General features: G+C 51.9%; 21 protein-coding genes, 1 tRNA gene and 1 pseudogene. 7 read left to right on the top strand and 16 right to left on the bottom strand.

All coding sequences use genetic code 11. The features are described from left to right. Positions 1–303: 303 nt before the first annotated feature. From lon to HOM51_10515, 6 genes are all read right to left on the bottom strand, one after another. Complete coding sequence (lon, locus tag HOM51_10540; protein ID MBT5034942.1) at positions 304–2718, bottom strand: endopeptidase La; 2415 nt, start codon at positions 2716–2718, stop codon at positions 304–306. A 110-nt stretch (positions 2719–2828) separates the two neighbouring features. Continuing rightward, positions 2829–4094 carry an ATP-dependent Clp protease ATP-binding subunit ClpX gene (gene clpX, locus HOM51_10535; GenBank protein ID MBT5034941.1) on the bottom strand — a complete coding sequence of 422 codons (1266 nt, stop codon included), beginning with the start codon at positions 4092–4094 and terminating at the stop codon, positions 2829–2831. Between the two features lie 203 nt (positions 4095–4297). Then, the gene (clpP, locus tag HOM51_10530) at positions 4298–4966 is read right to left on the bottom strand and encodes an ATP-dependent Clp endopeptidase proteolytic subunit ClpP (GenBank protein MBT5034940.1); all 669 of its coding nucleotides are present in this window, start codon (positions 4964–4966) and stop codon (positions 4298–4300) included. A gap of 4 nt (positions 4967–4970) precedes the next feature. Next, on the bottom strand, positions 4971–6416 hold the full coding sequence (locus HOM51_10525) for a trigger factor (protein ID MBT5034939.1): 1446 nt from the start codon (positions 6414–6416) through the stop codon (positions 4971–4973). Positions 6417–6771: 355 nt separating this feature from the next. Beyond that, positions 6772–6856 (bottom strand) — tRNA-Leu (locus HOM51_10520). A gap of 480 nt (positions 6857–7336) precedes the next feature. Further along, entirely contained in the window at positions 7337–7750 is a 414-nt protein-coding gene (locus HOM51_10515; protein MBT5034938.1) for a hypothetical protein, read from the bottom strand. 256 nt (positions 7751–8006) lie between these two features. Here HOM51_10515 and HOM51_10510 point away from each other — a divergent pair, with 256 nt between their 5' ends. Next, a complete protein-coding gene (locus HOM51_10510) occupies positions 8007–8930 on the top strand; it encodes a hypothetical protein (protein MBT5034937.1) in 924 nt (307 codons plus the stop codon). A 73-nt stretch (positions 8931–9003) separates the two neighbouring features. Here the strand turns inward: HOM51_10510 and HOM51_10505 are convergent, their stop codons facing one another. The 3 genes from HOM51_10505 to HOM51_10495 all read right to left on the bottom strand — a co-directional run bounded on the left by HOM51_10505 (position 9004) and on the right by HOM51_10495 (position 13331). Next, the gene (locus HOM51_10505) at positions 9004–10182 is read right to left on the bottom strand and encodes a hypothetical protein (protein MBT5034936.1); all 1179 of its coding nucleotides are present in this window, start codon (positions 10180–10182) and stop codon (positions 9004–9006) included. Positions 10183–10460: 278 nt separating this feature from the next. Further along, positions 10461–11822, bottom strand: coding sequence for a malonyl-CoA decarboxylase (locus HOM51_10500; GenBank protein MBT5034935.1), 1362 nt, complete (start codon positions 11820–11822; stop codon positions 10461–10463). A 102-nt stretch (positions 11823–11924) separates the two neighbouring features. After that, entirely contained in the window at positions 11925–13331 is a 1407-nt protein-coding gene (locus HOM51_10495; protein MBT5034934.1) for an NAD(P)H-hydrate dehydratase, read from the bottom strand. A gap of 148 nt (positions 13332–13479) precedes the next feature. Between HOM51_10495 and HOM51_10490 the strand changes: the two genes are divergently transcribed. Beyond that, a complete protein-coding gene (locus HOM51_10490) occupies positions 13480–13923 on the top strand; it encodes a dCMP deaminase family protein (protein ID MBT5034933.1) in 444 nt (147 codons plus the stop codon). Between the two features lie 20 nt (positions 13924–13943). Here the strand turns inward: HOM51_10490 and HOM51_10485 are convergent, their stop codons facing one another. Then, positions 13944–14618, bottom strand: a complete 675-nt coding sequence (locus HOM51_10485) for a cytochrome B (GenBank protein ID MBT5034932.1) — start codon at positions 14616–14618, stop codon at positions 13944–13946. A 600-nt stretch (positions 14619–15218) separates the two neighbouring features. Here HOM51_10485 and HOM51_10480 point away from each other — a divergent pair. Then, positions 15219–15425: pseudogene (locus HOM51_10480) on the top strand (sel1 repeat family protein). A gap of 143 nt (positions 15426–15568) precedes the next feature. Next, positions 15569–15802, top strand: coding sequence for a sel1 repeat family protein (locus HOM51_10475; GenBank protein ID MBT5034931.1), 234 nt, complete (start codon positions 15569–15571; stop codon positions 15800–15802). Positions 15803–15807: 5 nt separating this feature from the next. Here the strand turns inward: HOM51_10475 and HOM51_10470 are convergent, their stop codons facing one another. The 4 genes from HOM51_10470 to HOM51_10455 all read right to left on the bottom strand — a co-directional run bounded on the left by HOM51_10470 (position 15808) and on the right by HOM51_10455 (position 20001). Beyond that, positions 15808–16686 carry a response regulator transcription factor gene (locus HOM51_10470; protein MBT5034930.1) on the bottom strand — a complete coding sequence of 293 codons (879 nt, stop codon included), beginning with the start codon at positions 16684–16686 and terminating at the stop codon, positions 15808–15810. Positions 16687–16801: 115 nt separating this feature from the next. After that, positions 16802–17962 (bottom strand): hypothetical protein, encoded by a 1161-nt coding sequence (locus HOM51_10465; protein MBT5034929.1) that lies wholly within the window; start codon positions 17960–17962, stop codon positions 16802–16804. 9 nt (positions 17963–17971) lie between these two features. Then, positions 17972–18841: a hypothetical protein gene (locus HOM51_10460; GenBank protein MBT5034928.1), complete on the bottom strand. Its 870-nt coding sequence runs from the start codon at positions 18839–18841 to the stop codon at positions 17972–17974. 26 nt (positions 18842–18867) lie between these two features. After that, positions 18868–20001 (bottom strand): alpha-hydroxy-acid oxidizing protein, encoded by a 1134-nt coding sequence (locus tag HOM51_10455; protein ID MBT5034927.1) that lies wholly within the window; start codon positions 19999–20001, stop codon positions 18868–18870. Between the two features lie 175 nt (positions 20002–20176). Here HOM51_10455 and HOM51_10450 point away from each other — a divergent pair, with 175 nt between their 5' ends. Then, the gene (locus tag HOM51_10450; GenBank protein MBT5034926.1) at positions 20177–22456 is read left to right on the top strand and encodes an NADP-dependent malic enzyme; all 2280 of its coding nucleotides are present in this window, start codon (positions 20177–20179) and stop codon (positions 22454–22456) included. A 30-nt stretch (positions 22457–22486) separates the two neighbouring features. Here HOM51_10450 and HOM51_10445 read toward each other — a convergent pair whose 3' ends face one another. Beyond that, the gene (locus HOM51_10445; GenBank protein ID MBT5034925.1) at positions 22487–23266 is read right to left on the bottom strand and encodes an aldolase; all 780 of its coding nucleotides are present in this window, start codon (positions 23264–23266) and stop codon (positions 22487–22489) included. Positions 23267–23397: 131 nt separating this feature from the next. On the opposite strand from HOM51_10445, the gene HOM51_10440 reads away from it, so the two are divergent. After that, positions 23398–24321, top strand: coding sequence for a dihydrodipicolinate synthase family protein (locus HOM51_10440; GenBank protein ID MBT5034924.1), 924 nt, complete (start codon positions 23398–23400; stop codon positions 24319–24321). Continuing rightward, the gene (locus HOM51_10435) at positions 24311–25219 is read left to right on the top strand and encodes a hypothetical protein (protein ID MBT5034923.1); all 909 of its coding nucleotides are present in this window, start codon (positions 24311–24313) and stop codon (positions 25217–25219) included. Before HOM51_10440 ends, HOM51_10435 begins: the two co-directional genes overlap by 11 nt. A gap of 9 nt (positions 25220–25228) precedes the next feature. Here the strand turns inward: HOM51_10435 and HOM51_10430 are convergent, their stop codons facing one another. Then, positions 25229–26347 (bottom strand): NADH:flavin oxidoreductase/NADH oxidase, encoded by a 1119-nt coding sequence (locus tag HOM51_10430; GenBank protein MBT5034922.1) that lies wholly within the window; start codon positions 26345–26347, stop codon positions 25229–25231. Positions 26348–26381 lie beyond the last annotated feature (34 nt).

Here is a 26381-nt window from a genome sequence, read left to right as displayed (position 1 = left end):
TTCAACGTAAGACCCCCCTTCTACAAGCGCCGGTCAGGCGCATAATGGCGGAAAAAAAAGACGAAACACATGCTCCGATGGCCGCCAATGTACGTCTCATTCTTCTAATACGTCAATTGAAGATCGATAGTTTTCCCCAGAAATTTGCGGTTTTGGGGATAGTTTTCGATATTTAACCCAATATGGCGATCAATTCTCCCTAACACTCCCCTTCCAACACCCCCAAGAATCAAAAATCGGCCCCACTGCGGGGGCCGATTCTATCAACAAAGTGCTACAAAAATCTCGGATTAGGAGAGTCTCTTAATGGGTAACGACACCATCAGGATCTTCATCATCCGAATTACCAGACATTGATGAGTGATCAAGGTCGTCCGCTTCATCCCATTCAATTGCAGTCAACGGGGAAACCAAAGCACGTTCCAAGACTTCATCAACGGTTTTAACCGGCACAATTTCAAGGCCACGTTTCACATTTTCAGGAATCTCGGCCAAGTCTTTTTCATTTTCGATGGGTATCATCACCGTCTTGATGCCGCCTCTGTGCGCTGCCAAAAGTTTTTCCTTCAAGCCGCCAATGGGAAGCACCCTGCCCCGCAATGTGACTTCGCCGGTCATGGCAACGTCTTTGCGAACTTCGATTCCCGTCAACACAGAAACGATGGACGTCACCATGCCAACACCAGCCGACGGACCGTCTTTAGGCGTCGCACCTTCGGGCACGTGAACGTGAATATCGCGCTTATGGAATGACGGTGGCCTAATCCCCAAACGCAGGCAATTTGACTGAACATAAGACCGCGCAGCCTGGATTGATTCCTGCATCACGTCACCCAATTTACCGGTAATCGTCATTTTGCCTTTGCCCGGCACCATGACCGACTCAATCGAAAGCAAAACGCCACCGACTTCGGTCCAGGCAAGTCCTGTCACCACGCCAACCGAATCGGCTTCTTCGGCGATTCCAAAGCTAAACTTCCGAATGCCAGAATATTTTGCCAAATTGCGCGCCGTCACACGAATTTTGGCCTTTTCACCGCCGACAATCTCGCGAATCGCCTTACGGGTCAGTTTGGCAATTTCGCGTTCTAGACTCCGTACACCGGATTCACGGGTGTAATAGCGAATGATATCGCGAATTGCCGAATCTGAAATCGACCATTCTTCGTCCTTCAGGCCATGCGATTCGACCTGCTTGTCAATCAAGTGACGCTTGGCAATTTCGACCTTTTCGTCTTCGGTGTAACCCGACAGGCGAATGATCTCCATCCGATCCAATAAAGGCCCGGGGATATTCATGGTGTTTGCCGTGGTCACAAACATCACATCGGAAAGATCGTAATCGACTTCCATGTAATGGTCGTTGAAATTTACATTCTGTTCGGGATCCAAAACTTCCAACAAGGCAGAAGCAGGATCGCCGCGCCAGTCCTGACCCATCTTGTCGACTTCATCCAACAGAAAGAGCGGATTGCTTGACTTGGCCTTCTTCATGCTTTGAATGATTTTACCCGGCATAGACCCGATATAGGTCCGACGGTGGCCACGAATTTCAGACTCATCGCGTACGCCGCCCAAGGAAATCCGAACAAAGTTCCGACCGGACGCATGCGCGATTGATTTACCAAGCGAGGTTTTACCAACACCCGGAGGGCCAACTAAGCAGAGGATCGGGCCTTTGACTTTATTCGTGCGATGCTGAACCGCGAGGTACTCAAGGATGCGTTCCTTGACCTTCTCTAGACCATAATGATCCTCATCCAGGATGATTTGAGCTTTGTTGATGTCTTTCTTCACCCGTGAACGTTTTTTCCAGGGGATTGACAGCATCCAATCGAGGTAATTGCGCACGACCGTCGCTTCGGCCGACATCGGGCTCATGTTCTTCAGCTTCTTGAGCTCGGCAATGGACTTTTCCTTGGCTTCCTTGCTGAGCTTTGTCTTGGCGATTTTTTCTTCGAACTCAGTGGTTTCGTCGCGCCCGTCTTCGGTCTCGCCCAGTTCTTTCTGGATCGCCTTCAGTTGTTCGTTCAAATAATATTCGCGCTGGGTCTTCTCCATCTGGCGTTTGACCCGATTGCGGATTTTCTTTTCGACCTGAAGCACGCCAATTTCGGATTCCATGAAGCCATAGACCCGTTCCAAGCGCTCAGACACCGAATCAATTTCCAAAAGTTCCTGCTTCTCAGAAATTTTCAGCACCAAGTGGGAGGCCACTGTGTCAGCGAGTTTGCTCGGTTCATCGATCTGGTTGATCGACACCAAGGCTTCCGGCGGAATTTTCTTGTTCAGCTTGATGTATTGTTCGAACTGAGACACGACCGACCGCGACAGGGCTTCTAATTCGTCGTCCTCAACCGCGCTGCTGGTTTCGTCCAGAATCTCAGCCTGGGCCTCAAAAAAGTTTTCGTTATCAACGTATTCAACAACACGGGCACGCTCGCCACCTTCGACCAGCACCTTAACCGTGCCATCCGGCAATTTCAGCAACTGAAGAACCGTCGATACCGTCCCAACACTATAGATGTCGCCCGCTTCCGGATCATCTTGGGCGGCATTTTTCTGCGCCAAAAGCAAGATCTTCTTGTCGTCTTTCATGACGTCTTCAAGAGCCAGCACAGACTTATCTCGGCCGACAAACAAGGGAACGATCATGTGCGGAAATACGACAATATCGCGGAGAGGCAGAACCGGGTAGGTATCACGTCTTAAGCTCAAGGAATTACTCCTTCGGTTGGTTGGGGGCCGGTTATCCGCTAGGGACAACCGGTTCGGTCTTCAACACCCCTGAAGTGGGCAGGCTACCAACCCAATTCAAGGGCAAAAATTTAGGCGCTTGTTTCGATCTCGTCTTGACGCTCAGAATAAATATAAAGTGGCTTCGCGGAATCGTCCGCAACCTCACGGTTAATAACGACTTCCTCCACGCCCATCAGACCCGGCAGGTCATACATGGTGTCGAGTAAAATTGATTCCATAATCGAGCGCAAACCCCGCGCCCCGGTTTTCCGCTTCACCGCCATCTTTGCAATGGATTGCAGCGCGCCGTCGGTAAAGGCGAGGCGAACATCTTCCATATCAAAAAGCCGCTGATACTGTTTAACCAGCGCGTTCTTCGGCTTGGTGAGAATTTCGATCAGCGACTCTTCGTCCAAATTCGTCAACGTCGCCAGCACCGGAAGACGCCCAACAAATTCAGGGATCAGGCCGAATTTCAGCAGATCTTCAGGCTCAATATCGTGCAGAATTTCACCGGTATCACGCTCATCTGCGTCTTGAACATCAGCTCCGAAGCCAATGGTCGTCCCTTGACCGCGGTCAGAGATAATCTTGTCCAACCCAGCAAACGCACCGCCGCAGACAAACAAGATGTTCGTGGTATCAACTTGAAGGAATTCTTGCTGCGGATGCTTGCGACCGCCTTGCGGTGGTACACTGGCAACCGTGCCTTCCATGATTTTCAACAAAGCCTGCTGCACGCCTTCGCCCGAAACATCCCGGGTGATTGACGGATTATCAGATTTACGAGAAATCTTATCGACCTCATCAATATAGACGATGCCGCGCTGCGCCCGCTCTACATTGTAATCGGCAGATTGCAGCAGCTTGAGAATAATGTTTTCGACGTCCTCACCAACGTAACCCGCTTCAGTCAACGTCGTCGCGTCCGCCATGGTGAAGGGCACATCGAGAATCCGCGCCAAGGTCTGAGCCAAAAGCGTCTTGCCGCAACCAGTCGGGCCAATCAGCAGAATATTGGATTTCGCCAATTCCACGTCATTGGTAGCCGAACTGTGGTTCAGGCGCTTGTAGTGATTATGAACGGCAACAGACAAAACCCGCTTGGCATAAGCTTGGCCAATGACGTAGTCATCCAGAACCGTGCAGATTTCCTGCGGTGAAGGCACCCCTTCGCCAGACTTAACCATGCTGGTTTTATGTTCTTCTCGGATGATGTCCATGCACAATTCGACGCATTCGTCACAGATGAACACGGTCGGACCCGCGATCAGCTTGCGGACTTCATGCTGGCTCTTACCGCAGAAAGAGCAGTACAGGGTATTTTTTGAATCGCCGCCGGTGGATTTAGTCATTTGCGCTCCATCTTGAGGGGCTCCGAGAGGGGTACCGGCCCTTGAATGATTATAGTATCCATCAGACGGGGGGCGGCACAATCCCCAATTCATATCCTAATAGGTCAAATGGGGTCACATTATGTTTATTCTAGGACATAATGCTGTTCCCCGACTGTCCATTTCAAAAATTCACAGGTAGACCATCTGGCAGAACCTACCGACTAATCCTTTTTATTTTCTTTATCAGAATCATCTTTATCGTCGTTATCATCAGAAGACTTGGGGCGATTCTCCACGATTTCGTCGATAATGCCGAACTCAAGCGCCTCAGAGGGCGTCATAAAACGGTCCCGTTCCAAGGCGTTCTGAATAACCTCTAAATCAGTGCCCGTGTGTTTGGCATAGATTTGGTTGAGCCGTTCACGAATGGCCAGAATTTCCTTGGCCTGAATTTCGATGTCGGTGGCTTGGCCCTGAGCCCCACCGGAAGGCTGATGCACCATGACCCGCGCATTGGGCAGCGCATACCGTTTTCCTTCAGCCCCTGCAGCCAGAAGCAACGAGCCCATGCTGGCAGCCTGACCAATACAGACCGTGGAAACAGAGGGGCGAATATATTGCATGGTGTCATAGATCGCCAAGCCGGACGTCACAACGCCCCCCGGTGAATTGATGTAGAACGAAATCTCTTTGCTGGGATTTTCCGATTCCAAGTACAGCAACTGCGCACAAATGAGACTAGAGACGTGATCATCAACGCCGCCGGTCAGAAAAATGATGCGCTCTTTGAGCAGCCGAGAATAGATATCATAAGCCCGTTCACCCCGGTTTGTGGTCTCCACAACCATGGGAACAAGGGCGTTCATAACGGTCTCAATGCGATCATTCATCGTGCTATTCGTCCTTCTTTGCGGTTTTAGCCTTAGCAGGTGCCTTTTTCTTGGGGGCAGCTTTCTTTTTTGGAGCGGCCTTTTTCTTGGCAGCGACCTTTTTCTTGGCGGCTTTCTTCGTCGTATCTTCCGGTTCAGCCAACAGATCCTCAATCGTCGCGGGCTTATCGGTGACTTGGGCGAGTTCGAGGATGAAATCAACAACCTTTTCCTCGAATATCGGTGCCTTCATGGATTCCATGGCATCAGGGTTCTTCTGAAAATGCTCCATGACTTCGCGTTCTTGGCCGGGATACTTAGCGGCTTCGGCGCTGATCGCGCGGTTGAGGTCCTCCGGGCTGACTTGAATGTTATTATTAGACCCGACCTCTGCCATTAGCAGGCCCAAACGAATGCGCCGAGCGGAAATCTCACGGTACTCTTCGGCGGTTTCTTCGTTATCCAGATCGGTTTCCTGAATTTCTTTGTCGTCAGGATTGTTTTTCTTCTGCTCTTCCAGGTTCGCACGGATCGCTTCGAATTCATTTTCGATCAGTCCTTGCGGCACATCAAAATCCTGACCATCGGAAATCACGTCCAACAAGGCGCGCTTCAGGCGCATGCGCGACATATTTTTGTATTCGCGTTCCTGCTCCTCACGGATCGCGGCACGCAAATCATCCAAGTCGGTTTTGCCCATCTTCTTGGCAAGTTCATCATCAACCTTGGCAGGCTCAGACTTTTGCAGTTCGTGAACATCGACCGCGAACATGGTTTCCTTACCAGCCAAGTTTTCTGCGCCGTAGTCATCCGGGAATTTTACCTTAACGTCCACGTGGTCACCGGCCTTGGCACCAACCAATTGCTCTTCAAAGCCCGGAATGAAACTACCGGACCCGAGTTCCAAGGTGTAGCCTTCAGCCTTACCACCATCGAATTCAACGCCGTCGATTGTGCCGACAAAGTCGATGATCATCGCGTCGCCATTTTCGGCGGCGCGGTCTTCTTCGACCTTAACAAAGACCTTTTGGCCTTCGGCGATGTTTTCAATTGTCTTCTCGATGTCTTCATCGGGCGCATTGAGCACCAGGCGTTCCAGCTTAATTTTGGAAAAATCTATTTCTTCAAGATCAGGCAACAGTTCCAACCCGACGGTGAATTCCAGGTCCTTGCCTTCGTCGAACGAGGTCACTTCGATCTTCGGCTGGATGGCCGGACGAACGTCCTGTTCGGTGATCACTTGAGCGACCGAATCATTTACCGTTTGCTCCAATACCTCACCCATGACCGACGGGCCGTATTTCTTGCGCAACAGCGATTGCGGCACCTTCCCCGGGCGGAAGCCTGGGACGGAAACATTGGCGGCAATTTCTTTCAGCTTGGCATTGACGTTGTCTTCGATCGTAGACGCGGGAATTGAGACCGCGAATTCACGGACAAGACCCTCGGACTTGGTTTCAGTAACCTGCATGGATTTCCCAATTAAAGTAGTGTGTTGTTGTAAGAGTTATAGAAAAGAAACCGACCGAGGCCAGCATTTATTGCGCACTTATACCAAGGATCATCAATAATGACCCATAGAGATTGCGTATGCAGTCTGTCGGGTAGGAGAAGAACCGAAGACGATGCCTCGCATCGGCAAGGTTTTTCGACGCCCTCCGACGGGCTGCATACGCAACCGAAACGGCGGCTTCTCGCGACATTCGGACGGCGTCGCGTCCGTCTTGCGATGCCCCGCATCGCGGCAACGCACGGTCCTTGCCGAAAATCGCGGGAAGCCGTCTCTATGAGTCATTATTGATGATCCTTGGTATTAATTCAAAATTTGGTGCGGGCGAAGGGACTTGAACCCCCACGGCTTGCGCCACAGGTACCTAAAACCTGCGTGTCTACCAATTTCACCACGCCCGCTCAAAGCAGCATACAGGCCAAAAACACCCAGCCAGCACGCCATACGCGGAGGCCTTTATAGTGGTTTGTAGAGGCATGTCAAACGGGGGGATTCGCAAAGAAATTGAGGTGTCGGCTTACGGGCTTACATCTAAATTATGCAAGACTTGCGGTGTATTCAGCTTCTTACTATCTCTGCATTGTGATATTCCACAAAAGTTCAAGGTGAAGCATTGAAGAAGCCATTGAAATCCAAAGCCCTGAGCGAATTGATAGTCAAGAAATTGTCTATGATTGAAGATTGCCAGGGAATCCGAAACGTCGGCGTTTATCGACAGAATGGAGATCCTAATTGGAGATTGAGTGGCATCATCAATTTTGGTGATGAGTGTGATAGAAACTCTGTCTCCAACGCTTTACCGTTAATTGTCAAAAACCTTCAAGAAAAATTTAATCTGATATAGCTTTGTCACCAATTTACTCAAGCTATAACCAGCCAACCTACCTAAATCGTGGGGCGGTCACACAGCTAAGTGCGTCAAAAATTATGTGCATGACGTTAACATCCATTGAAAATGTACGATCATCATCTTTGCCTATGTGAATGACATCAGGCTCCATAAACCCGGTTACATACCCACGTCTCGTTTTACGACGCGAGCCGTCCTTGAACTTTGTTTCCGTGATATAGCTACCATCACCAAAGTAAGCATATTTCACCCAGGTCGAGAAGGATAACGTTCCCTGCCAAATTTTTTGATCATTAACATAGATAGTTGTTTCAGCCCCCAATGATTCGGATGGCGCTAAAATTAGCACGCGATTGGTGGTGCACGGTTGAGAAACGGCAAATATCGCTATGCCAATTAACGGTACGGCAATTCCGACGATGAAAATTCCAATTTTTTTTAGCATCAACCGTGCGACCCTTTATATCTTGTTGACTATAGAAACTTACTAGATATTCAAAACCATAACCACGGCGTCAGTCCACGAATTATAAATTCGGAACAGTACTTAATTAAAAGGGTCTTAAAACTTCGCGTTTTAAGCTCAAACACGGCTTCTCATACACGAAATTATAAACGCCACTACGGAAACCTCTATGCGTCACCCCAATTCCACCCCCGACCCTTCCATAATCCCAATTTGGAATGATAGGATGCGTCGCATGTTGAAATTACTGTTATTCGCTGTGGTCTTGTTTGCTTCCACGCCTATTGGTGCGGGGGGTGCTAATATGAATCGTTCTGAATGGGTTTTGACTAAAGAAATCTCGTTAGGCACCTATGTAATCCAAATTCACGGACATCAATTCCATCAAGCTGACGGCACCGTTTTTCATTCGGAAGACCGTCTTACAATCGAAAAGTCTGGCCGAATTGTGGAGACGGTAATTGAGCAGCGAATTGATATTGATCCAATAGAGATAATGAAACTTTATGGCGGGTCTCGCGTGACCGTTGGTGGCGACCTGACCGGAGATGGGATTCCTAATTTATTGGCGGTTTCTTACTCTGGGGGGGCGCATTGTTGCTTTCATTATTACGTTTATTCCCTGGGTAATAATTTTCAAAAACTCGATGAGCTAGAAGAGCATGACGCAAGCATCGAGTTTCTAAACCTTGATGATGACGCTGCATTAGAGGCCCAATCAAAGGATTATGTATTCGCGAATTGGTATGCGAGCTTTGGTTCTTCACCAGGACCGCGAATTGTATTTAAATTCGAAAATGGCAAGTACCGGATAGCACCCGATCTGATGCGGCGACCTTTAATTCCAGAAGAAGTGCTTAACCGCAAATCCTCAAAATTACGAACACGGGGTAGTTGGGGAAAATCCCCCAAACGGCCTTACGATCCAAATGTATGGGAGGTAATGTTAGACCTGATCTATACGGGACACTATGCCCGTGCGTATCATTTTCTTAACGAGGCATGGCCTCCGTCAATGGTCAGAAAAGAACAGTTCCGTCATGAATTTTTTGAGTGTCAACTCCGCCGGAGTGCTCATTGGTTTGATATCGCAAAAATGAACAATGTGCCCGCCGAAGCACCCTCACCTAATTGCCCACCTTGCCCAGAATGCGAATAAGCAAGGCCCCGGCTCTATTCGCCGTTCTCAAAGACAACAGCAAATAGAGCTTTTTCGGGGCCAGTATTAAGAGTTATGGCGTTTTGTCGGCGGTAACTTTCTCAAATTGCCGTAATCGAGTTTCAACAGAAAGAAACTTTTTACGTAATTTCGGCGGAAATGAAGTTGGGTCCGATTTATAGCCATTCTTGGCAAGGTGGCCGAGGTATTGAGAAACCATTCCAGCGCCTTGCCTGTGAGCAGCGGCAAGTAAGCTACCCTTCGTTATTTTGAACTTTCCTTTTATTCCAGTGATTGGCTTGCCAACATGGATGTAAGTCTTCTTGCTTTTGAGCTGTTGCTTCATGCGGGAGAAATAATCAGCTAGAGCACGTTCTTGCACACCACCATTATCCAAAAATTCGTCCTTGGACTTGATCCCATACTTTCCTGTCCACTTGCCGTTTTTCATCATACCAATATCCTCAAGCGCGATTTCGGTAAATTGATATCGACCCAACGCAATCGACTTGTTATTTTTATCTTTATTTTCCGACCGATAATTCAGATCATTGCTTTCCAAGTTATGGATTTTGTTCTTGAAATCATCGGTATAAGGCGATGTAAAATTCTGCGTCGATTGAGAAGACTTAAGCGCTGCTGGAACTTGAGCAACGAGCAATCCCAGATCAGGCTTCTTCACAACCTTAGCCGAAACATACCCCGCCATCTCATCTGGAATTCGGCTTTGGCGCTCTTCTGCGGTAGGGCGCAGCTTTAGTGCGGGAGTTGCCCGTGTGGGTTTTTGTGTGGTCAGCGGAATTTGGCCGGTGGTTCTTGGTTGCAAATCTGCTGACCCGATTTGGGGGAGTTTGCGCTCTTTTATTGGAGATTTGATTGTTTCGGAAGGGCTCACGCTAATGAGACTGGGTTCAGGTTCAGGAACGGGCAGCAGGACATTTTCCTGCTCAGGTGCCACCTCAGGTACTAGTTCTGGCACAATCGGAAATTGTTTCGCCAACGTCGAATTTGGTCCCCGTACAATGGCGTTGCCTCTTCTGATCCCCAGATTAAACTTTTCGGCTCGGGAAAGATTGGGATCAATGGCGGGTTCGTCGGGTTTTGGTAGAGGGCCCGAGAAGCCTGCCATAGGAAGCTGGTTCTCTGCCGCATTGTTGGCCATGTGACGGCGGGTGTTTTTAGGGAGCGTCCCCATCAATCCTGCCCGGAGTTGATGGCGATGATTGGTTTTCGGTTTGGCGATAATAAACATGGTTCGAGTTCTCTCATCCTGTTGTCAAAAGCGATGCCCTCCCATGCTTAAAAACAAGCTCATCACTTACGGATAAAGAGTTATTTAGTTATAAAAATCAATTGTTTATTTGAGAAAAAAATGTCGAGAATCCAAACCTGCATTTCGCGACTCGTAGCGCCTTGATCTAGCACAAAACAGGGTCAACGGTCGTTGAAGTTTTAGAGGAGCAGATTTCGCACAGTGGACAATTTAAGGGACATCTTGAAATTCGTAAATTATTCAAAAGCGCGCTAAACTCACCCCTTCGCCATCGCCCGCGCCTGGGCCGATGCACGCACCGTCCCATCACTCGTATACGCTTCGTGGTTGTCGTCGATTTCTGAGAGGTCGTAGAGGTAGTTGACCATCATGCCGGCGGACTGTTCCAGGCCCTTGGGCGACGGGTCGGCCATCCAGTTGAGGCGTTCGATGCGGGACCCGTTGGTCAGGTGGAAGTGGGCAACGGAATCGAGCGACGTGCCGCGCGGATGTTTTACGTTGATCAGGTAATGGGCGGCCATACGTAGGAGAGGCTCGGATAAAGCCTGAGCCAGCTCAGCATCTTCAGCCCAGTCCGTGCGGCTAAGAAAGGCCAGCAGGCGGTGATCTTCCCGGCCCATGCGCTTGCCTTGCTCGGCCAGGTTTTTTAGATCGCCCTTGGTCAGATATGCGCCTTCGCCATCGGCCAGCTGTTTGCTCAGCCAAGCGCGGAACCCGGGAATGGGAGACAGTGTTGAAAATGTCCGTAACTGTTTGAACTCTTTAGATAAATTATCGACAACGCGTTTAATTAAGAAGTTACCGAAGCTGATCCCGGCGAGGCCCGCTTGGGCACTTGATATCGAATAAAATATTGCTGTGTCGGCGGTGTCCGGGTCCTGCGCGGGAGCGTCCTTATCCAGAAGTTCAGCGACATTCCCGGCCAAGCCATTCACCAGCGCGACCTCAACAAAGATCAGCGGCTCATTCGGCATGCGAGGGTGGAAATAGGCAAAACAGCGCCGGTCCGATTCCAATCTGTTTTTCAAATCCTGCCAGTCGCGAATGGCGTGCACGGCTTCGTATTGTACCAGTTTCTCAAGTAAAGCGCCGGGGGCCGAATCCCAAGAAATCTGTCTGAGTTCCAGAAAATCAACATCGAACCAAGTGCGAAGTAAACTGCGCAGGTCTTGTTCGAGTCCATTCAGGTCTGGATCATCCTCCTTGAAACTCCTGAGTTCCTCTCGCAGGTCGACGAGGAATTTTACCCCCGCAGGCAGGCCATTGAATTGAGTCAGAAGCGTAATTCTTGGCGCGATCAAGGCCCGTTGGAGCACCGCCAATGCACGCCGCCCTTCGTCGCCCGGCCCCGCTGCGGCGCGGTATCCTTCAACCGCCGCATCCACGGTCCTCGGATTAATATCAAAATCGGCTGCCAAAATTTTCAAAAATTTCTTCCGGCCTGTGGTGTTCAACGCCAGATACGCCTCCCCCAAGGCCGCCGCTCGACCGCGGGCAGAGACTTCACCGCCCTTTGTACTTAGGCAGGCTTCCATCTGTTCGCGCAATAGCTTCGCATCGCGTTTCGGCAGATCAGGGTTCATACTGGCGACAGACGCGTTAAAATCGCCCCCGGCCATACCGCGCCAGGCTTTTTTCAATTTAGAGAGCGTAAATTCGAAGACCACCGATTTATTCCTATTTTATTATTTTTCAATTAGTTAATTAATTTTATTAATCTATTACATTAAATTATTAAGTGCCTCTGGTAAGGCCTCCACCAAGTCCTCCGCAACGAGTCCACTATCACAAATAGCACCTGTTTCCCCATGGAGCCATGACGCAGTTGCAGCGGCGTCGAAAACATCCATTCCCTGCGCCATCAATCCCGCTGCAATTCCCGCCAGCACGTCGCCTGATCCCGCCGTTGCCAGGGTCGCCGGAGCATGGGCATTAATCACCGCGCGTCCGTCTGGGTGCGCGATGACGGTATCGGGTCCCTTCAGCAAGACCACCGCACCGCTGATTTTTGCGGCTTGCCGAGCGCGCGCTAGCTTATCCCCGGTTACGTCGAATACTCTTTTGAACTCCCCCTCGTGCGGCGTCAAAAGGGTGTCGTTGGAACACTTATCGAACAACGCCTGAGGATCGTCCTGAAACACCGTCAACGCGTCGGCATCGACCACGACCTTTCGCTCGCCGTCCAATGCGATCAGTGTTTGGGCCCGAGTATCAGATGTAATGCCCGCACCGGGTCCTACGACGACCACATTGCGCCTGGGGTCGGCCACAGCGGCAGCAAAACCGTCTGCGCCATTGGCCTTGGTGATGAGAGTCCCAGGATCACCGGCGGCATAAACATCAAACGCCTCAAACGGGGCCGCGATGGTGACCAACCCTGCCCCCACCCGACGACAAGCACGCGCCGCCAGCCGCGCCGCGCCCGTCATCTCAGCGCCGCCCAGAATCACGGCATGCCCCCGACTGTATTTGTTGAAGCGACCATCTGTGGCCACAGTTCTGGGCAAAAGATGCTGCCAAAGCTTTGGAGCGTTCAGGTACAGGGTCGGTTTGATCGTATATAAAACCTGCTCCGGCGTACCGATATCCGTCACCACCAAGTCACCGCACAGGCTACGGGCTGGCATCATGTAATGCCCTGGCTTAGCCCTAAAAAATGTTACGGTAAGACCAGCTTTTGGCGCGCTGCCAAGGATTTCCCCCGTATCACCGTGAACACCGCTCGGCACATCAATCGCGACGCAGGTGAGATTTTTGGCGTTTATGCATTCGATGAGTGCTGCGGGTTCCCCCTCCAGGGGCCGTGTCAGCCCTGCGCCAAACAATCCGTCCACCACCAGGGAACAGCCATCGAGAACAGCTAGGTCTAGAGGAAGCACCTCGCCATGCCAGCGGTCCGCATTGGCCGCTGCATCGCCCTTAAGCGCATCCCGCGCCCCCAACAACCCAAGCTTAATCGGCCATCCCGCCCGCGCCAGATACCGCGCGACAACAAAACCATCCCCGCCATTGTTGCCGGGCCCACACAAGATCGCCGTCGGTTGGGTAGGGTACCGCCGCATGATCTCACCGGCAATCGATGCCCCAGCCGCCTCCATCAGTTCAAGCCCAGAGACACCGGCATCCATTGCCAACTGGTCCGCAAGGTAGGATTGTTCAACGCTGAGGAGGGCGTTTTCGGGCACGGGAAATTCCTTTTTCCTATTAACTCCTGGCAATATCCTACACTATCCAGGATTGGTACATAACTTCAGTCAAGAATAGCGCGGAAATATAATGCTCGATAAATGGGACCTCAGATTTCTCGATCTCGCCAAGCATGTTTCATCGTGGTCGAAAGACCCGTCGACGAAGGTTGGCGCAGTGCTGGCGAATTCAGAAAACCGGCGCGTTATCTCCGTCGGCTTTAATGGATTCCCTGCAGGTGTTGAAGACCTGGAAGAACGCCTGGAAAACCGAGAAATTAAATACGAGATGGTCGTCCACGCCGAGCAGAACGCCCTTTTGTTTGCAGGCGACAGGGCCGCTGGTTGCACGCTGTACGTCTACCCCCTGCCGCCGTGCGCACGTTGCGCCGTGACGATCATTCAGGCCGGCATCGTCCGCGTGATCTCCCCAAAAACAGACCGAGATAAATGGGGCGAGTCTTCGCGAATTGCCGAGACCATGTTTTCTGAGTCCGGGGTTGAATTAGAGTACGCAGATATGGAAGTTTCTTAGCACTAGGGAAGCTTCTTCGATCAAAATTGTGTCTGCCAAACCATCCATACCCAGGCCATTCCTAACAACACGGCAAGAAAAACACTCCGCCACGCACCAACCCGTGGTGCGGGCTCAATTGATTGATCAATTAATTTGTGACCGTTGATCATAGCCTTAATTAAATTTTCACCGGTCAAAATTCCGTCAAAGATGACTCCGGCCACGTGAATAGCCACAAGCACCATTAAAAAATTGGCGAATCCTTCATGCACATCTTCTGCGATCTTCGCTATCCAACTCGGCATCCCACTAAAGAACGGAATAATCGCCCCTTCATCGACCCCTGCCGCCATTCCCGTCACCACAACCACAGCCAAAGTAGCAAGTATTGCCAAGATCATGAGACCGCCAAGCGGGTTGTGACCAATATACCTAGGCGGAGAAAGGCGCATTAGTTTACGGGCATAGGATCGAATGACCGACCACGGACGAACAAAGTCCCAAAACCGCGCGTAACGGTTTCCCACCACGCCCCAAAAAAGGCGGAAAACAACCAGTAAACCGACGACATAACCTAAATAAGTATGGAGGATAAAAACTGGGATGTCGTCTTCACCGGTGAAGAAGGCAACAAATACAGTAATCACCAGGGTCCAATGAAATATACGTGTCGGAAAATCCCAAATTTCCACGGATTGAGTCGGCGGAGGCACGTCCTGTTCAATTCTTCTCATAATCGTCGAGCAATTTTTAGGCAGCAGGTTTGCTTGTGGAAATCCACGGCTGCATGGCTTTTACAGTTGCAGAATTCGCGGGAATTGGTTGCCTCCATTGAGGCCCAAACATGTTCGGCGAGTTCCAGTCGTTTTCCCCGAATTTTTCAGGTGCAACTTTAGCACTCAAAAATTGGTAACACTTTGACCTCCGTCAACTTTTTGGCGATTACCAACGAAATTTTTGCTCATAAGGACTAGTACGAACGTATTAGGCCTTGCGCATATCTAAGAATGTCAATTAGAACGATTAAGCATATATTTTTCTGCGGTTACTGTTTAATGACGTTCGGAATTTTATGGCTAATTTATTCATCCTTTGCGGCGACACTTCACTTAAATCGTCTCAAATATATAGAACATTCGGGTCTGCCATAAATAGGCAATTTAAAGCCAACGGCCGACCTCAAAATTGAAAGAGACGATTCCCTTACTGTGATAATTGTTGAATGTTTCTCGTCCTCTGTTGTTAGAAGCCGTAGCTGCCGGTCCATCCTGTCTTTGGTTCGGAAAATAGTGCTTGGGGCCGCCGTGTCGCTAATGCTGCTGGGCACGGCAACGGCGGGTTATAAAGAAGCAACCATCGCCGCGAAGAAGGGCGATTTCGTCTTCGCCTTGCGAGAATTCACGGAATTGTCCAGTCAGGGAGACGCACCGTCACAGTACGCACTTGGCGTTATGTACCATTTTGGACGCGGCCAGCCCCGAAATTTTGAAGAAGCCCAGAAGTGGTACCGCATGGCGGTTAAGTCAGAATACGCGCCAGCGCTCAATAACTTGGCGACCATGTATCGGTTTGGTCAAGGCGTGAAGATAGATCACGGATTAGCCTTCAAAATGTATAAAGTGCGGCAGAAGGATCCGCACTCGCGACGTTTAATGTGGGGGCGATGTACGCCAAAGGGCTCGGCACGGAGAAAAGTCTGCGCAAGGCCGCGATCTGGTATTATAAGGCTGCCAAAAAGAACTCTCCCAAGGCGCAATACAAGCTTGGAACCCTATACGAAAATGGAATTGGTGTGCCCAAAGATCAGGAACGGGCAAAGGCGTGGTACGAAATTTCGGCGAAAAAGGGCTATAAGAAATCCAAGGCTGCGCTAAAGCGACTCGAAACAAAGAAATAATTTTTTTAACTGGCCGTATTTTTCCCCACTTCACGGAAAAGACATTGAATGACCGCCACTCTTTGTCTCAGATTTTCAATGTGGCTTTTTAGTTTATCGCCAGACAGTTTTTCCCCAGAATTCGTTGCCGCGCTGGAGTTTCGTTCGTACACATCTTCCATCTTTAGCAGTTGGAAGGACCATTTTTTTATGTACCCCTCCCAGTCGCCATTCCGCTTTTCGACGACGTGACGCACGACCGATAAGTGAGTGTTATTTTGCCACCAATCGACTTTGGGGATCTTGCCGCATGCGCTTTTAGCAATCCAACTATAATCCGGCGGGCTCTCGGGAATTTGAGAAGTTTCTTTGGTGGGTCCATACATCCAATAGCCCGCCCCCAGAACCCCCAAGATCACCAAGCCCAGAACCAAGACAAACCGACCCGGCTTGGCCTCCCCCACGACTTCCGAATTCGTCGACCCGGCCCCTAAATTCATGAACCCTTGATCCTTCGCATCTGCCGAGCGACTGATAATATTACGAATTCTCAAGACTAATTCGCGGGGGTCAAAAGGCTTCGTCACATAATCATCGGCACCAAGCCCTAATGCGGCCAATCGATCATCAACGCGCGTGCGGGCAGATGCGACAATAATCGGAACGCTGGAAAAATTTCTGATCTGTTCGGCAACAAGAAGACCATCCTCATCCGGAAGCCCCAAATCCAGAAGCACAAGATCAATTCGTTTATTTGTTATGCTGGCAATTGCTTCTTGAGCCGTCAGGGCTTGTTCGACGGCATAGCCCTCCGCTTCAAGGTGAAGCTTTAGAAACGACTGAAGATCCTCATCGTCTTCGACCGCTAAGATGGTTTCCTTGGGTCCTGATGCTACGTCGGCCATCAAAGTTCTTTTCATAAATTAAATTTACAGAAACGACTAAATACCTGGTACATCCCCGGTACATCGCAAGACCTTAGTCCCAAATTGATTAATAAATTGGATTTAATAAAAACCGTTACATCGGAGGCGGCAGTTCGGGGTCTAAGCCCAACAGGAACGCGCCAACCGCTTGAAAATGCGTCTTTCGGCCTTGGGATTGTTGCGTCAGGGTATGCATGTCACGAAAACGCCGCTCCATTCGATTGCCCTTGAAGATCGCTGTCGCCCCTACCGCATCGTAGATCGTATCAACAGCAGCCTTGGCTTCGTGGATGCTATACGTAGTCGCGAGGCGAAGCCGCATGTGGGACGGCATTGTCAGTTCTCCCTTATCAATCACGTCGGCCCAGACTTCGCGGGTTTCGTTCAGCATGTAGGCGCGCGCTGAATTGATCCGCGCGTGACTTGTGGCGACGTCTGACTGGACCAGTTGATTTTCGGCCAGGGTGTTCCGCATACGGTAGGGTTTCTTTTCAGTCGCCACCTCAATGAACTCATCAAGCATGCTGCGCGCAACGCCCAATGCCACGCCGGCGAAACCGATGGAGTGCATAACACCTGAGGGAATAAAAAACAGTGGCTCGTTATAGCGCCGTTCTTCGGGGATATAATTGCGATCAATGGCGTAGTTTTTGGGGACGAATAAGTCTTTCACCGAATAACCATCACTGCCAGTACCGCGCATGCCCATAACATTCCAGATGTCGATCCGTTCGGCCTTGTCCACCGGGAACAACATGGCGCGATAAATGGTCGAGCCATCAGGCAATTCAATGGTCGTGCGCCCACCCAACCATGTCGCATGATGGCTGCCGCTGGCAAAGCGCCACGTTCCGGTAACAATGTAGCCATCGTCACGGACCTCCACCTCCGCTGACCCAGGCCCCCACGCAATCACCGCTGCCGGATCATTGGTCCAAATTTCATCAGCTACTTCCGCATCCAGGAAGGCCGAAATAATGGCGCAGCCGTTGGCTTGGCCGATGCACCACGCCGTACTCGCATCATGCTCCGCCAAGGCCGACACAATTTGGAAGTACGCGGGTGGATCAACCTCTTCCCCGCCATAGACCTTGGGCAGCGCCAGGCGGAAGAATTTCTCCGCATGCAAGATTTCTAACAGGTCGGCAGGCAGTTCCTGACCTGCCTCGACCTGTTCCGCAGCCTCCCGAATGGCAGGGGCAGCGCGGGCAACACGGGCGAGGTATTCTGCGACATCGGTCTCTTGAATTGTCATGTCTTCTCCTCAGGCGTTGTACGGCTGCGACCAAGAAACTTCGTCGTACCCCGGACCATAGGCCCGGTTCGTTTGATCCGGGTTACGATTAATGAAGGTTCGACCATAAAGCGGATGGGTCATTGAGCGCACCTCGTGCTCCAGTTCATAAAGCTTCTCGCCCGTATCAGGATCGACAATATCGACACAGCGATACTGATACTGATTGCTCTCTTGGGTGATCAGCCCCCTCTCCTTCAGGCGTTCATGAGGGCCAGAGAAATCACCGACATAGAACTGCATGTGGTGGCCATCATAAGCCGGCAGGTCTTCATCGGTTTCGCGGAAGACGAACTCCTGATAGCTGCCAACCGATATCCGCGCGACCGTTTGACTTTCCATCGAGACGGCAGCGTCAAATATATCGCGGTAGAAACGCCCTATTCCGTCTGCTGTACCAGGGGGAACTTTATATTCAACGTAGGCAACACCAAGCTGCACCGGGCCAAACTGAGGGTCCGGTGCATAGACTCTGAATTCATTGCCCCAGGGACAGATGACATCGACGCGGTCGTTAGATTTTGTAAAGTCGAATTTGGTATCTGCCAAATCACCCTGAACCAACTCCAAGCGATCTACGAGCGACGTGAGATTAGGAATCACCAACCCCGTGTGACCGCGAATGACCTGTGGTTTCTTCACTGGCATGTGAATTTGGCTGCGGCCAATGTTGACCCACATGTTCATAACACCCGTCATCAAAAATGGATCGCGGGTGAAGCCCATACCGGTAAGGTAAAACAAAATCGCCAGCCGCTGGTCCGGCACAGTGACATTGACGTGCTCTAGGCCGACGATGTTGCCCAAGTCTTCGGCACTGCGATCAAATGTATCTCCCACAGCATCCCCCTGTTTCGTTGACCCTATTAGTCTAGATTTCTAACAACCCGAGACGCAAGGTCGCTTAGGTCTTTACTCCCAAGCAGTGCAAGGTTTCGATGGATTTCGTCTTGTAAAAGATTAATCGCGTGGGCGACGCCGGGTTCCAAAGCAAGGCCAGCTGCGAACAACATCGGGCGGCCAACGAAGATGAAGTCTGCGCCTAGGGCCAAGGCCTTGATCACGTCGCTGCCGCGCCGAATGCCGCCGTCAAATAGGATCGCCATGTCGCCTTTTTTAGCGGCGATCTCGGCCAGAACCTTCAGTGGGGGAATCGCCGTATCAAGCTGCCGCCCGCCGTGATTGGAAACAAACAAGCCATCGAGGCCGACTTTTGAGGCGACCTTTGCGTCTTCTCCCGACAACACCCCCTTGATCAGAAGCTTGCCCTGCCAATGGTCGCGCAGCCATTTCAGATCCTCCCAATCCAAGCCATCGCGGGCGTGTTTCCGCTCTGGCGTACCCATTGAGATCATCGAAATCCCCCTGCCCGCCCCAGTATTTTCCATGTGCGGCATGCCGGTGCTCAGGAGGGTTCGGAAGAAAGTTTCAAACAACCAACGAGGATGGGTTGCTCCATCGAATAGCACCTTTAAGTTCGGCTTGATCGGATAGGTGAAGCCCGCCCGCAGGTTCCCGGCCCTGTTGCCGCCGACGGGAACATCGACCGTAATGACCAAATTACGAATGCCCGCGTTCCAGGCCCGGTCGGCAAGTGCGGCCATAAGGTCTCTGGACGTCTCCACATAAGCCTGAAACCAAACATCAGGGTTGGCGGCAGCCACTTTTTCCATAGAAATCAAGGCGCTGCCGCTCATCACGTAGGGAATGTTCGCCTTCTTTGCGGCGCGCGCGAAGTTCAGATCAGCCTCAAACCCAAACATCGCGCTGGCCCCCATGGGGGCAATGCCGAACGGCGCGTCATAGGTCTTATCGAACAAGTTCCGCGACGTTGAGCGTTCCGTAACGTCATTCAGAACCCGAGGCTTTAACCAATAGTCGTCAAACGCCCGCCGGTTTCCTTCTCTCGAAACATTGTCTTCAACGCCCGTCGATATAAACTCCCACAACGCCCGCGGTAAAAACGACCGCCCCAGCGGCTCTAAATCCTCCAGGCACATGACATGACGCAGACGGTGGGGAACGGACATCGTGAGCTTTTCTCTTAAAGTTGAGGGGATGATTTTAATCAAAGACGTGTGCATTATTCTTATTTCGGGCGCAAGGGTTGAATTTATTTGAGGGATCGTGCCCAATGCTAGGAACCAAACGACTTCCAAAATCAGGGGAACCACAATGAGCGACGACCTGGAACAAAAAGCTGCCGATCTAAAACGCGATGCCAATCACTTTCACCGGTGGCCGACGCCGGGCAAGATTGAGGTCACCCCGACCAAACCCTTGGCAAACCAAAGGGATTTGGCGCTGGCGTATTCGCCGGGCGTTGCTGCCCCTTGTGAATTGATCGTCGCGGACCCGGCAGAAGCCTTCAACGTCACGGCGCGCGGCAACCTTGTCGGCGTGATTACCAACGGCTCCGCCGTGCTGGGTCTCGGTAACATTGGTGCCCTTGCCTCCAAACCCGTGATGGAAGGCAAAGGCGTTCTATTTAAGAAATTCTCCGGTGTCGATGTATTTGACATTGAGATCGATGAAGCCGATCCAGAAGAGTTCATCAAGGTCGTCAAAGCCTTGGAGCCGACCTTTGGCGGCATCAACCTTGAAGACATCAAGGCCCCCGATTGCTTCACCATCGAAGACGGGCTCAAAGACCAGATGAACATCCCGGTCTTCCATGATGATCAACACGGCACGGCAATCACCGTCTGCGCTGCATTGATCAATGGTCTTAGACTGGTCGACAAAGAACTCGACAAGGTCAAAGTTGTGACCTCTGGTGCGGGTGCCGCGGCAATTTCAAGTATCAATCTTCTGGTTAGCCTGGGCGTTCCCGTTGACAACATCACCATCACCGACCGTAAAGGCGTGGTCTACGTGGGGCGCGAAGGCCACATCGATGCTTCCAAAAAGGTCTATGAGAAAGACACCACGGACCGCACCTTGGCCGACGCGCTGGAGGGGGCCGACGTCTTCCTAGGCATGTCAGGCCCCGGCGTGATGGACGCGGATATGGTCAAATCCATGGCCAGGGACCCCTTGGTCATGGCCCTCGCCAACCCGAACCCTGAGATCGAACCCCACATTGCCATGGCGGCGCGGGACGACGTGATCATGGCGACGGGACGGTCCGACTATCCCAATCAAGTCAACAACGTGCTGTGCTTCCCGTATTTATTCAGGGGCGCGCTGGACTGCGGTGCAACGACGATTAACGAAGAAATGAAACGTGCCACGGTGTATGCCATCGCGGACTTGGCCAAGGCTGAGTCGTCAGAAGTCGTCGCTGCTGCGTATGTTGGCGAAAAGCTGGCGTTTGGTCGGGAATACCTGATCCCCAAGCCATTCGATCCCCGCCTTATCCTGGAAATCGCCCCTGCTGTTGCGAAGGCGGCGATGGACAGTGGTGTTGCCAAGCGCCCGATTGAAGATTTCGATGCCTATCGTTTGCAACTGGAACGCTTTGTCTACAAATCCGGCATGGCGATGAAACCGGTGTTTGAGCAAGCCCGCGCCAATCCAAAGCGCGTGGTCTATGTCGAAGGCGAAGACCGTCGCGTACTGCGCGCAGTTCAGGTCTTGGTCGACGATGGCGTCTGCAATCCAGTCCTGATCGGCAATCCTTCGGTGATTGATGCGACCGCAACCGAATTAGGCCTTCGCGCCAAACCCGGCGAAGATTTTGAGGTTATTGATCCAGAAAACTTCGCTGAATCAGACAGTTATGCCGCAACCTACGCAGCGAAAACCGGCGTCTCTGCCGAGGAAGCCGCGACCGCTGTTCGTACCATTCCCACAGCCATCGCCTGTTTGATGGTTGATGCGGGGGATGCAGATGCGATGATTGGCGGCGCGCTTAATCCTTATTATGATCACCTGCGTCATGTCCATAAGATCGTCGGACGCAAGGACGGCGTTGATGAACTGGCCAGCCTAAGCGTGCTGATCATGCCGCAGAAAGAAACCGTGTTCATGTGCGACACCCAAGCGACCTCAAACCCATCGCCTCAAGCCCTTTGCGACATGACTCTGCTGGCGGTCGAGCAAATCAAACGCTTCGGGATCACCCCGCAGGTGGCGTTGTTGTCCCATTCCAACTATGGCTCTGCAGATACGGGGTCTGCGACCAAAATGCGCGATGCGTTAGAACTCATTAGAAAGGCCGATCCTGACTTGATGGTCGATGGTGAAATGCAAGGTGATGCAGCGTTCAGCGACTCTATTCGCAGCCGCCTGAACCCTGATTCTGCACTTGAAGGTGAGGCTAACCTACTGGTCATGCCGACGTTGGATGCTGCTAACATTTCATACAATTTGCTAAAAACGATGGGAGCCGCGACCTCAATCGGCCCCATCCTGCTGGGTGCGGCCAAGCCTGTCCATATCGTGACGACGAGTGTGACGTCCAGGGGCTTGGTGAATATCTCTGCCTTAGCGGTAGTGGATGCCCAGGGTTGATTAGCGCCCGGTTAATTAAAGCCCGGTTAATTAGAGCCCGGCGAAGAAAGCCCCCCTCGCCTTTCCACCGGCGAGGATAAACGCCATGTCGGCACCGCCGAGGAAGAAGGTTATGCCTTGCTTGGCGAAGCCCGGCAGGATTGCTTCATCATAGACGCCGCCAAGCCCGGACCACTTTCCAGCCCCGGACGCTGCATCAGCTATTTTACCGATTGCCGCAATGAAGTCAGGGTTCTGGAACTGGCCTGGAATGCCCATGGTCGCCGACAGATCGGAGCCACCGATGAGCAAAATATCAACCCCTTCGACGGCCGCTATATCCGCCGCTTGCTCAACCGCCTCCGGGGTCTCAATCATCATCACGATTAGGGTTTCTTCGTTCAGGCCCTTCATCAAAATCTCGGGCGGCAGGTTTTCGTATTCCAGTTGTGGTCCGCCATAGGCCAAAGATCGACTGCCAACCGGCGGATACCGGCATGCACCGACAAAACGCCGCGCTTCATCCGCATTTTCCACATGGGGGAACACCACCCCTTGCGCACCGGCATCCAAGATCCGCGTGGCGCGGGTGGTATCGCCTTCCGGCACACGAACAATGGGGCTGACACCTGTCGGCAGTGACGCCGCACAAACCTGCCCCGCCACATCCAAGTCCATCGTCGAATGTTCGAGATCAATAAAAATCCATTGAAAGCCACAAGCCTTGGCGATCTGCGGAATTTCCACCGTGCGCAGGCGGCTGACGTTTAAGCTCGCCACGATTTTGCCCTCAGCGAGACGCTTTTTTACTTGGTTTTTGACGACGGCCATAGTCAGAATCCTCCCTAAGACGATTAACCAGTCGCTACTTTGCGTGTCCTTGCACAATAAATCAAATTGTTGACGCGCTCACCGACTGATACGGTTCATCCCATCGATCACACGGAAACGGAAATTCTCTTATGGCACGCCTTACATCTGTCCCTGACGGGCTCATCCACTGCCCCATCACACCCTTCACAGCGAACAACGAAATCGACCTGGATACGTTCGCCAAGATCGTTGAATTTTTGCTGCGCCAAGACGCGGGGTCGTTGTGCTTGAACCTACATTTAGCTGAAAGCCTCAACCTGACCTTGGACGAACGAAAGCGTCTCACCAAAGCCGCGGTCGAAGTCGCTGCAGGGCGCGCACCGGTTATTGTTAACGTCAGCACCCCCGGCACCGATCAAGCGATTGATCTGGCCCGCCATGGCGAAGAAGTCGGGGCCGATTGCATCATGGCCATCGCGCCTTATTACTGGAAGCCACCTGCCGAAGGTCTGTACGAGCACTTCGCGGCAATCATGTCTGCCACGGACTTACCGTTCATTGGCTATAATTCACCAATGATTATGGATGGGGTCGGTATCTCACCGGAAATCCTCACCCGATTAATGGAACGTTTTCCCCAATTCATCGGCATCAAGGACGCCAGCCATAACTGGGAGACATTCTTGGAACTCGGTCGCGCCGCCAGAAAATTAAAGCCGGAATTTGGCCTTTTCGTCGGCACCGAATGGATGATCCCGAGTTTGACCCTTGGCGGCAATGCCTGCATGTCTGTGTTTGGCGGAATTGCTCCGAATTTCATTAATGCGTTTTATAAGGAAGTCACCGAAGGCAATCTTAAAACTGCGCTGGAAATGCAATACAATTACTCAGAAATCTACCAAGTCACAAAAGTCGAATACCCAGGCCCGACAAAAGCCATGTGGGAAATTATGGGCCGCCCTGTTGGGCCCCCGCGCCGTCCTCAGCGTCCGGTTTCCGCTGAGGGTCGGAAGATGATGGAGGCAATGTTGGACCGCATGGGACTATTGGATACAGAACCTCATGGCTGGTAAGCGCAAAAAGACTAAAGATGTCCCTGGCTTTTTTCAGGTCGGGCGCATCCTGCACCTAGAACATTTCAACCATCGGGTGCCGGACCAAGATACCGCGACCGTCTTTTTCATGAACGGGCTGGGCCTGACCCGCGATCCGTATCAACGAACGGACGAAACCAATATGGGGGTCAATGTCGGGTTTCAGCAGTTGCACCTGCCGCGCGATGGCGAGACCCACCGGTTCGACGGGGTGATCGGGCTCGTGGTTCCGGACCTTCCCGTCATCAAGGCCCGCCTCAAGATGCTAAGGGACAAAAAGAAATTCAAGAACACGCCGTATCGATACAAAGAATTGACGAAAAAATCCGCCCTCGTCACCAGCCCCTTCGGAACGAATTTTCGGCTACACCAAGCAGGCTCGATCCCTTTCAATAAGCCGCTTGGCATGCCCTATATCGAACTCATGATTCCGCTTGGAAAGGCCAAGGGCATTGTCAATTTTTATCAGAAGGTCATGGACAGCCCAGCGCGGCTCCGCAAAGCCGGCGGGCAGACGGTGGCAGAGGTGGTCATGGGCCCCTATCAGCATTGCCGCTTTGTCGAGAAGGAACTTGATAGCTACGATCTTTTCTCCTTTCACATCGCGATCTTCGTTTCCCATTTCGACGATACCCACGAGCGCCTGAGCGACTTGGGTGTAGAATTTTTAACCGTTCGGGATCATTTGCGCTTCTGGGATAAAATGGTCGATCCGGACACAGGGGAGCACTTGCTCACCTTGATGCATGAAACCCGCAGCATCTACCACCCTGATTTTATGCACGCCTACACCAACCGCTGGCAAATGAACCACGACCCCTTCGCCCATCAAGCGTATGCGGCGAACTATCTGATGAAAAACTTGGGTCGGGTTTAGGCGCTAATCTTACTCAATCACATTGCCCGGCGTTGCCACGCCGCCGTGGCCCATGCGGTCTGGGTGGGAACGTTCGTATTGTTTTGGGTAGCGCAGGTCAGCGCCGAGTTCGTAGGCAGCTGTCCAGGGCCAGCGGGGGTTATAGAGCATCATGCGAGCAAGGCCGACCATGTCGGCGTCGCCCGCTTGTAAGATCGCTTCAGCCTGTTTTGGTGTGGTGATTTGGCCGACGGCGATGACCTTCATTTTTACTTCGGCCTTCACCGCAGCGGCAAAGCCGACTTGAAAGCCGGGCCCGGATTCAATTTCTTGCTCCGGCACCAACCCGCCAGAAGAAACGTCAATAAAATCGCAGCCCAAGCCATCCAGACGCTTGGCCAACTCGGTTGTCTGTTCGACATCCCAGCCGTCTTTGATCCCATCGGTTGCGGAGACGCGAATGCCCAAAGGTCGATCGTCCGGCCAAACGCTTCTGATGGCCTCAAACACCTCGGTCGCTAAACGCAGGCGGTTATCCAAGGCCCCCCCGTATTGATCGGTACGCTGATTGGTTATAGGCGATAGGAATTCGTGGAGCAGATAGCCATGCGCGGCATGAATTTCGATGACGTTCACCCCGGCCCGTTCGGCGCGAATAGCAGACTCCCGAAACATGCCGACAATATCTTGAATTTCAGCTGTTGTGAGTTCTCTGGGAACCGGCCAACCCTCACGAATGGCAATAGGTGACGGTGCGACGGCTTCGTATCCGCCTTCGTCCAAACCAAGCTTGCCACCGCCCAGCCAATGCGGTCGCGACGACGCCTTGCGCCCGCCATGACACAGTTGCACGCCGAAGGCACCAGCGCTGTTTTCGTGGAAAAATTTGCTAATTCGGCCAATCGCTGCCTCTTGTTCGTCGGTATACAGCGCCAGACTCGCAGGATTATTGCGGGCAATTGCCTCCACATAACACGATTCGGTGAACACCATGGCAGCCCCAGAGACGGCAAATTGCCCCAGATGCATGATATGCCAATCACCCGCCACACCTTCGTCGGCGGAAAATTGAGTCATCGGCTCAACAACAATTCGGTTGGGCAAGGTCAGGCCTCGCATCGTCACGGGTTCAAACAGTCGAATAGTCATCAATCAGCCTTCTTAGATCGGATTAGTCGAAACG

Source organism: Rhodospirillaceae bacterium (assembly GCA_018660465.1).
Classification (GTDB): domain Bacteria; phylum Pseudomonadota; class Alphaproteobacteria; order Rhodospirillales; family JABJKH01; genus JABJKH01.
Note: the sequence above shows the minus strand (reverse complement) of the source record. Positions and strands in the feature narration are given on the sequence as shown.

Bases quoted from the DNA above. Each gene is read 5' to 3' on its own strand.
- clpX (MBT5034941.1), bottom strand. From the start codon at position 4,094: ATGACTAAATCCACCGGCGGCGATTCAAAAAATACCCTGTACTGCTCT.
- clpP (MBT5034940.1), bottom strand. From the start codon at position 4,966: ATGAATGATCGCATTGAGACCGTTATGAACGCCCTTGTTCCCATGGTT.
- HOM51_10525 (MBT5034939.1), bottom strand. From the start codon at position 6,416: ATGCAGGTTACTGAAACCAAGTCCGAGGGTCTTGTCCGTGAATTCGCG.
- HOM51_10515 (MBT5034938.1), bottom strand. From the start codon at position 7,750: ATGCTAAAAAAAATTGGAATTTTCATCGTCGGAATTGCCGTACCGTTA.
- HOM51_10510 (MBT5034937.1), top strand. From the start codon at position 8,007: ATGTTGAAATTACTGTTATTCGCTGTGGTCTTGTTTGCTTCCACGCCT.
- HOM51_10505 (MBT5034936.1), bottom strand. From the start codon at position 10,182: ATGTTTATTATCGCCAAACCGAAAACCAATCATCGCCATCAACTCCGG.
- HOM51_10500 (MBT5034935.1), bottom strand. From the start codon at position 11,822: ATGGCCGGGGGCGATTTTAACGCGTCTGTCGCCAGTATGAACCCTGAT.
- HOM51_10495 (MBT5034934.1), bottom strand. From the start codon at position 13,331: ATGGATGCCGGTGTCTCTGGGCTTGAACTGATGGAGGCGGCTGGGGCA.
- HOM51_10490 (MBT5034933.1), top strand. From the start codon at position 13,480: ATGCTCGATAAATGGGACCTCAGATTTCTCGATCTCGCCAAGCATGTT.
- HOM51_10475 (MBT5034931.1), top strand. From the start codon at position 15,569: ATGTACGCCAAAGGGCTCGGCACGGAGAAAAGTCTGCGCAAGGCCGCG.
- HOM51_10470 (MBT5034930.1), bottom strand. From the start codon at position 16,686: ATGGCCGACGTAGCATCAGGACCCAAGGAAACCATCTTAGCGGTCGAA.
- HOM51_10465 (MBT5034929.1), bottom strand. From the start codon at position 17,962: ATGACAATTCAAGAGACCGATGTCGCAGAATACCTCGCCCGTGTTGCC.
- HOM51_10455 (MBT5034927.1), bottom strand. From the start codon at position 20,001: ATGTGCCTGGAGGATTTAGAGCCGCTGGGGCGGTCGTTTTTACCGCGG.
- HOM51_10450 (MBT5034926.1), top strand. From the start codon at position 20,177: ATGAGCGACGACCTGGAACAAAAAGCTGCCGATCTAAAACGCGATGCC.
- HOM51_10445 (MBT5034925.1), bottom strand. From the start codon at position 23,266: ATGGCCGTCGTCAAAAACCAAGTAAAAAAGCGTCTCGCTGAGGGCAAA.
- HOM51_10440 (MBT5034924.1), top strand. From the start codon at position 23,398: ATGGCACGCCTTACATCTGTCCCTGACGGGCTCATCCACTGCCCCATC.
- HOM51_10435 (MBT5034923.1), top strand. From the start codon at position 24,311: ATGGCTGGTAAGCGCAAAAAGACTAAAGATGTCCCTGGCTTTTTTCAG.
- HOM51_10430 (MBT5034922.1), bottom strand. From the start codon at position 26,347: ATGACTATTCGACTGTTTGAACCCGTGACGATGCGAGGCCTGACCTTG.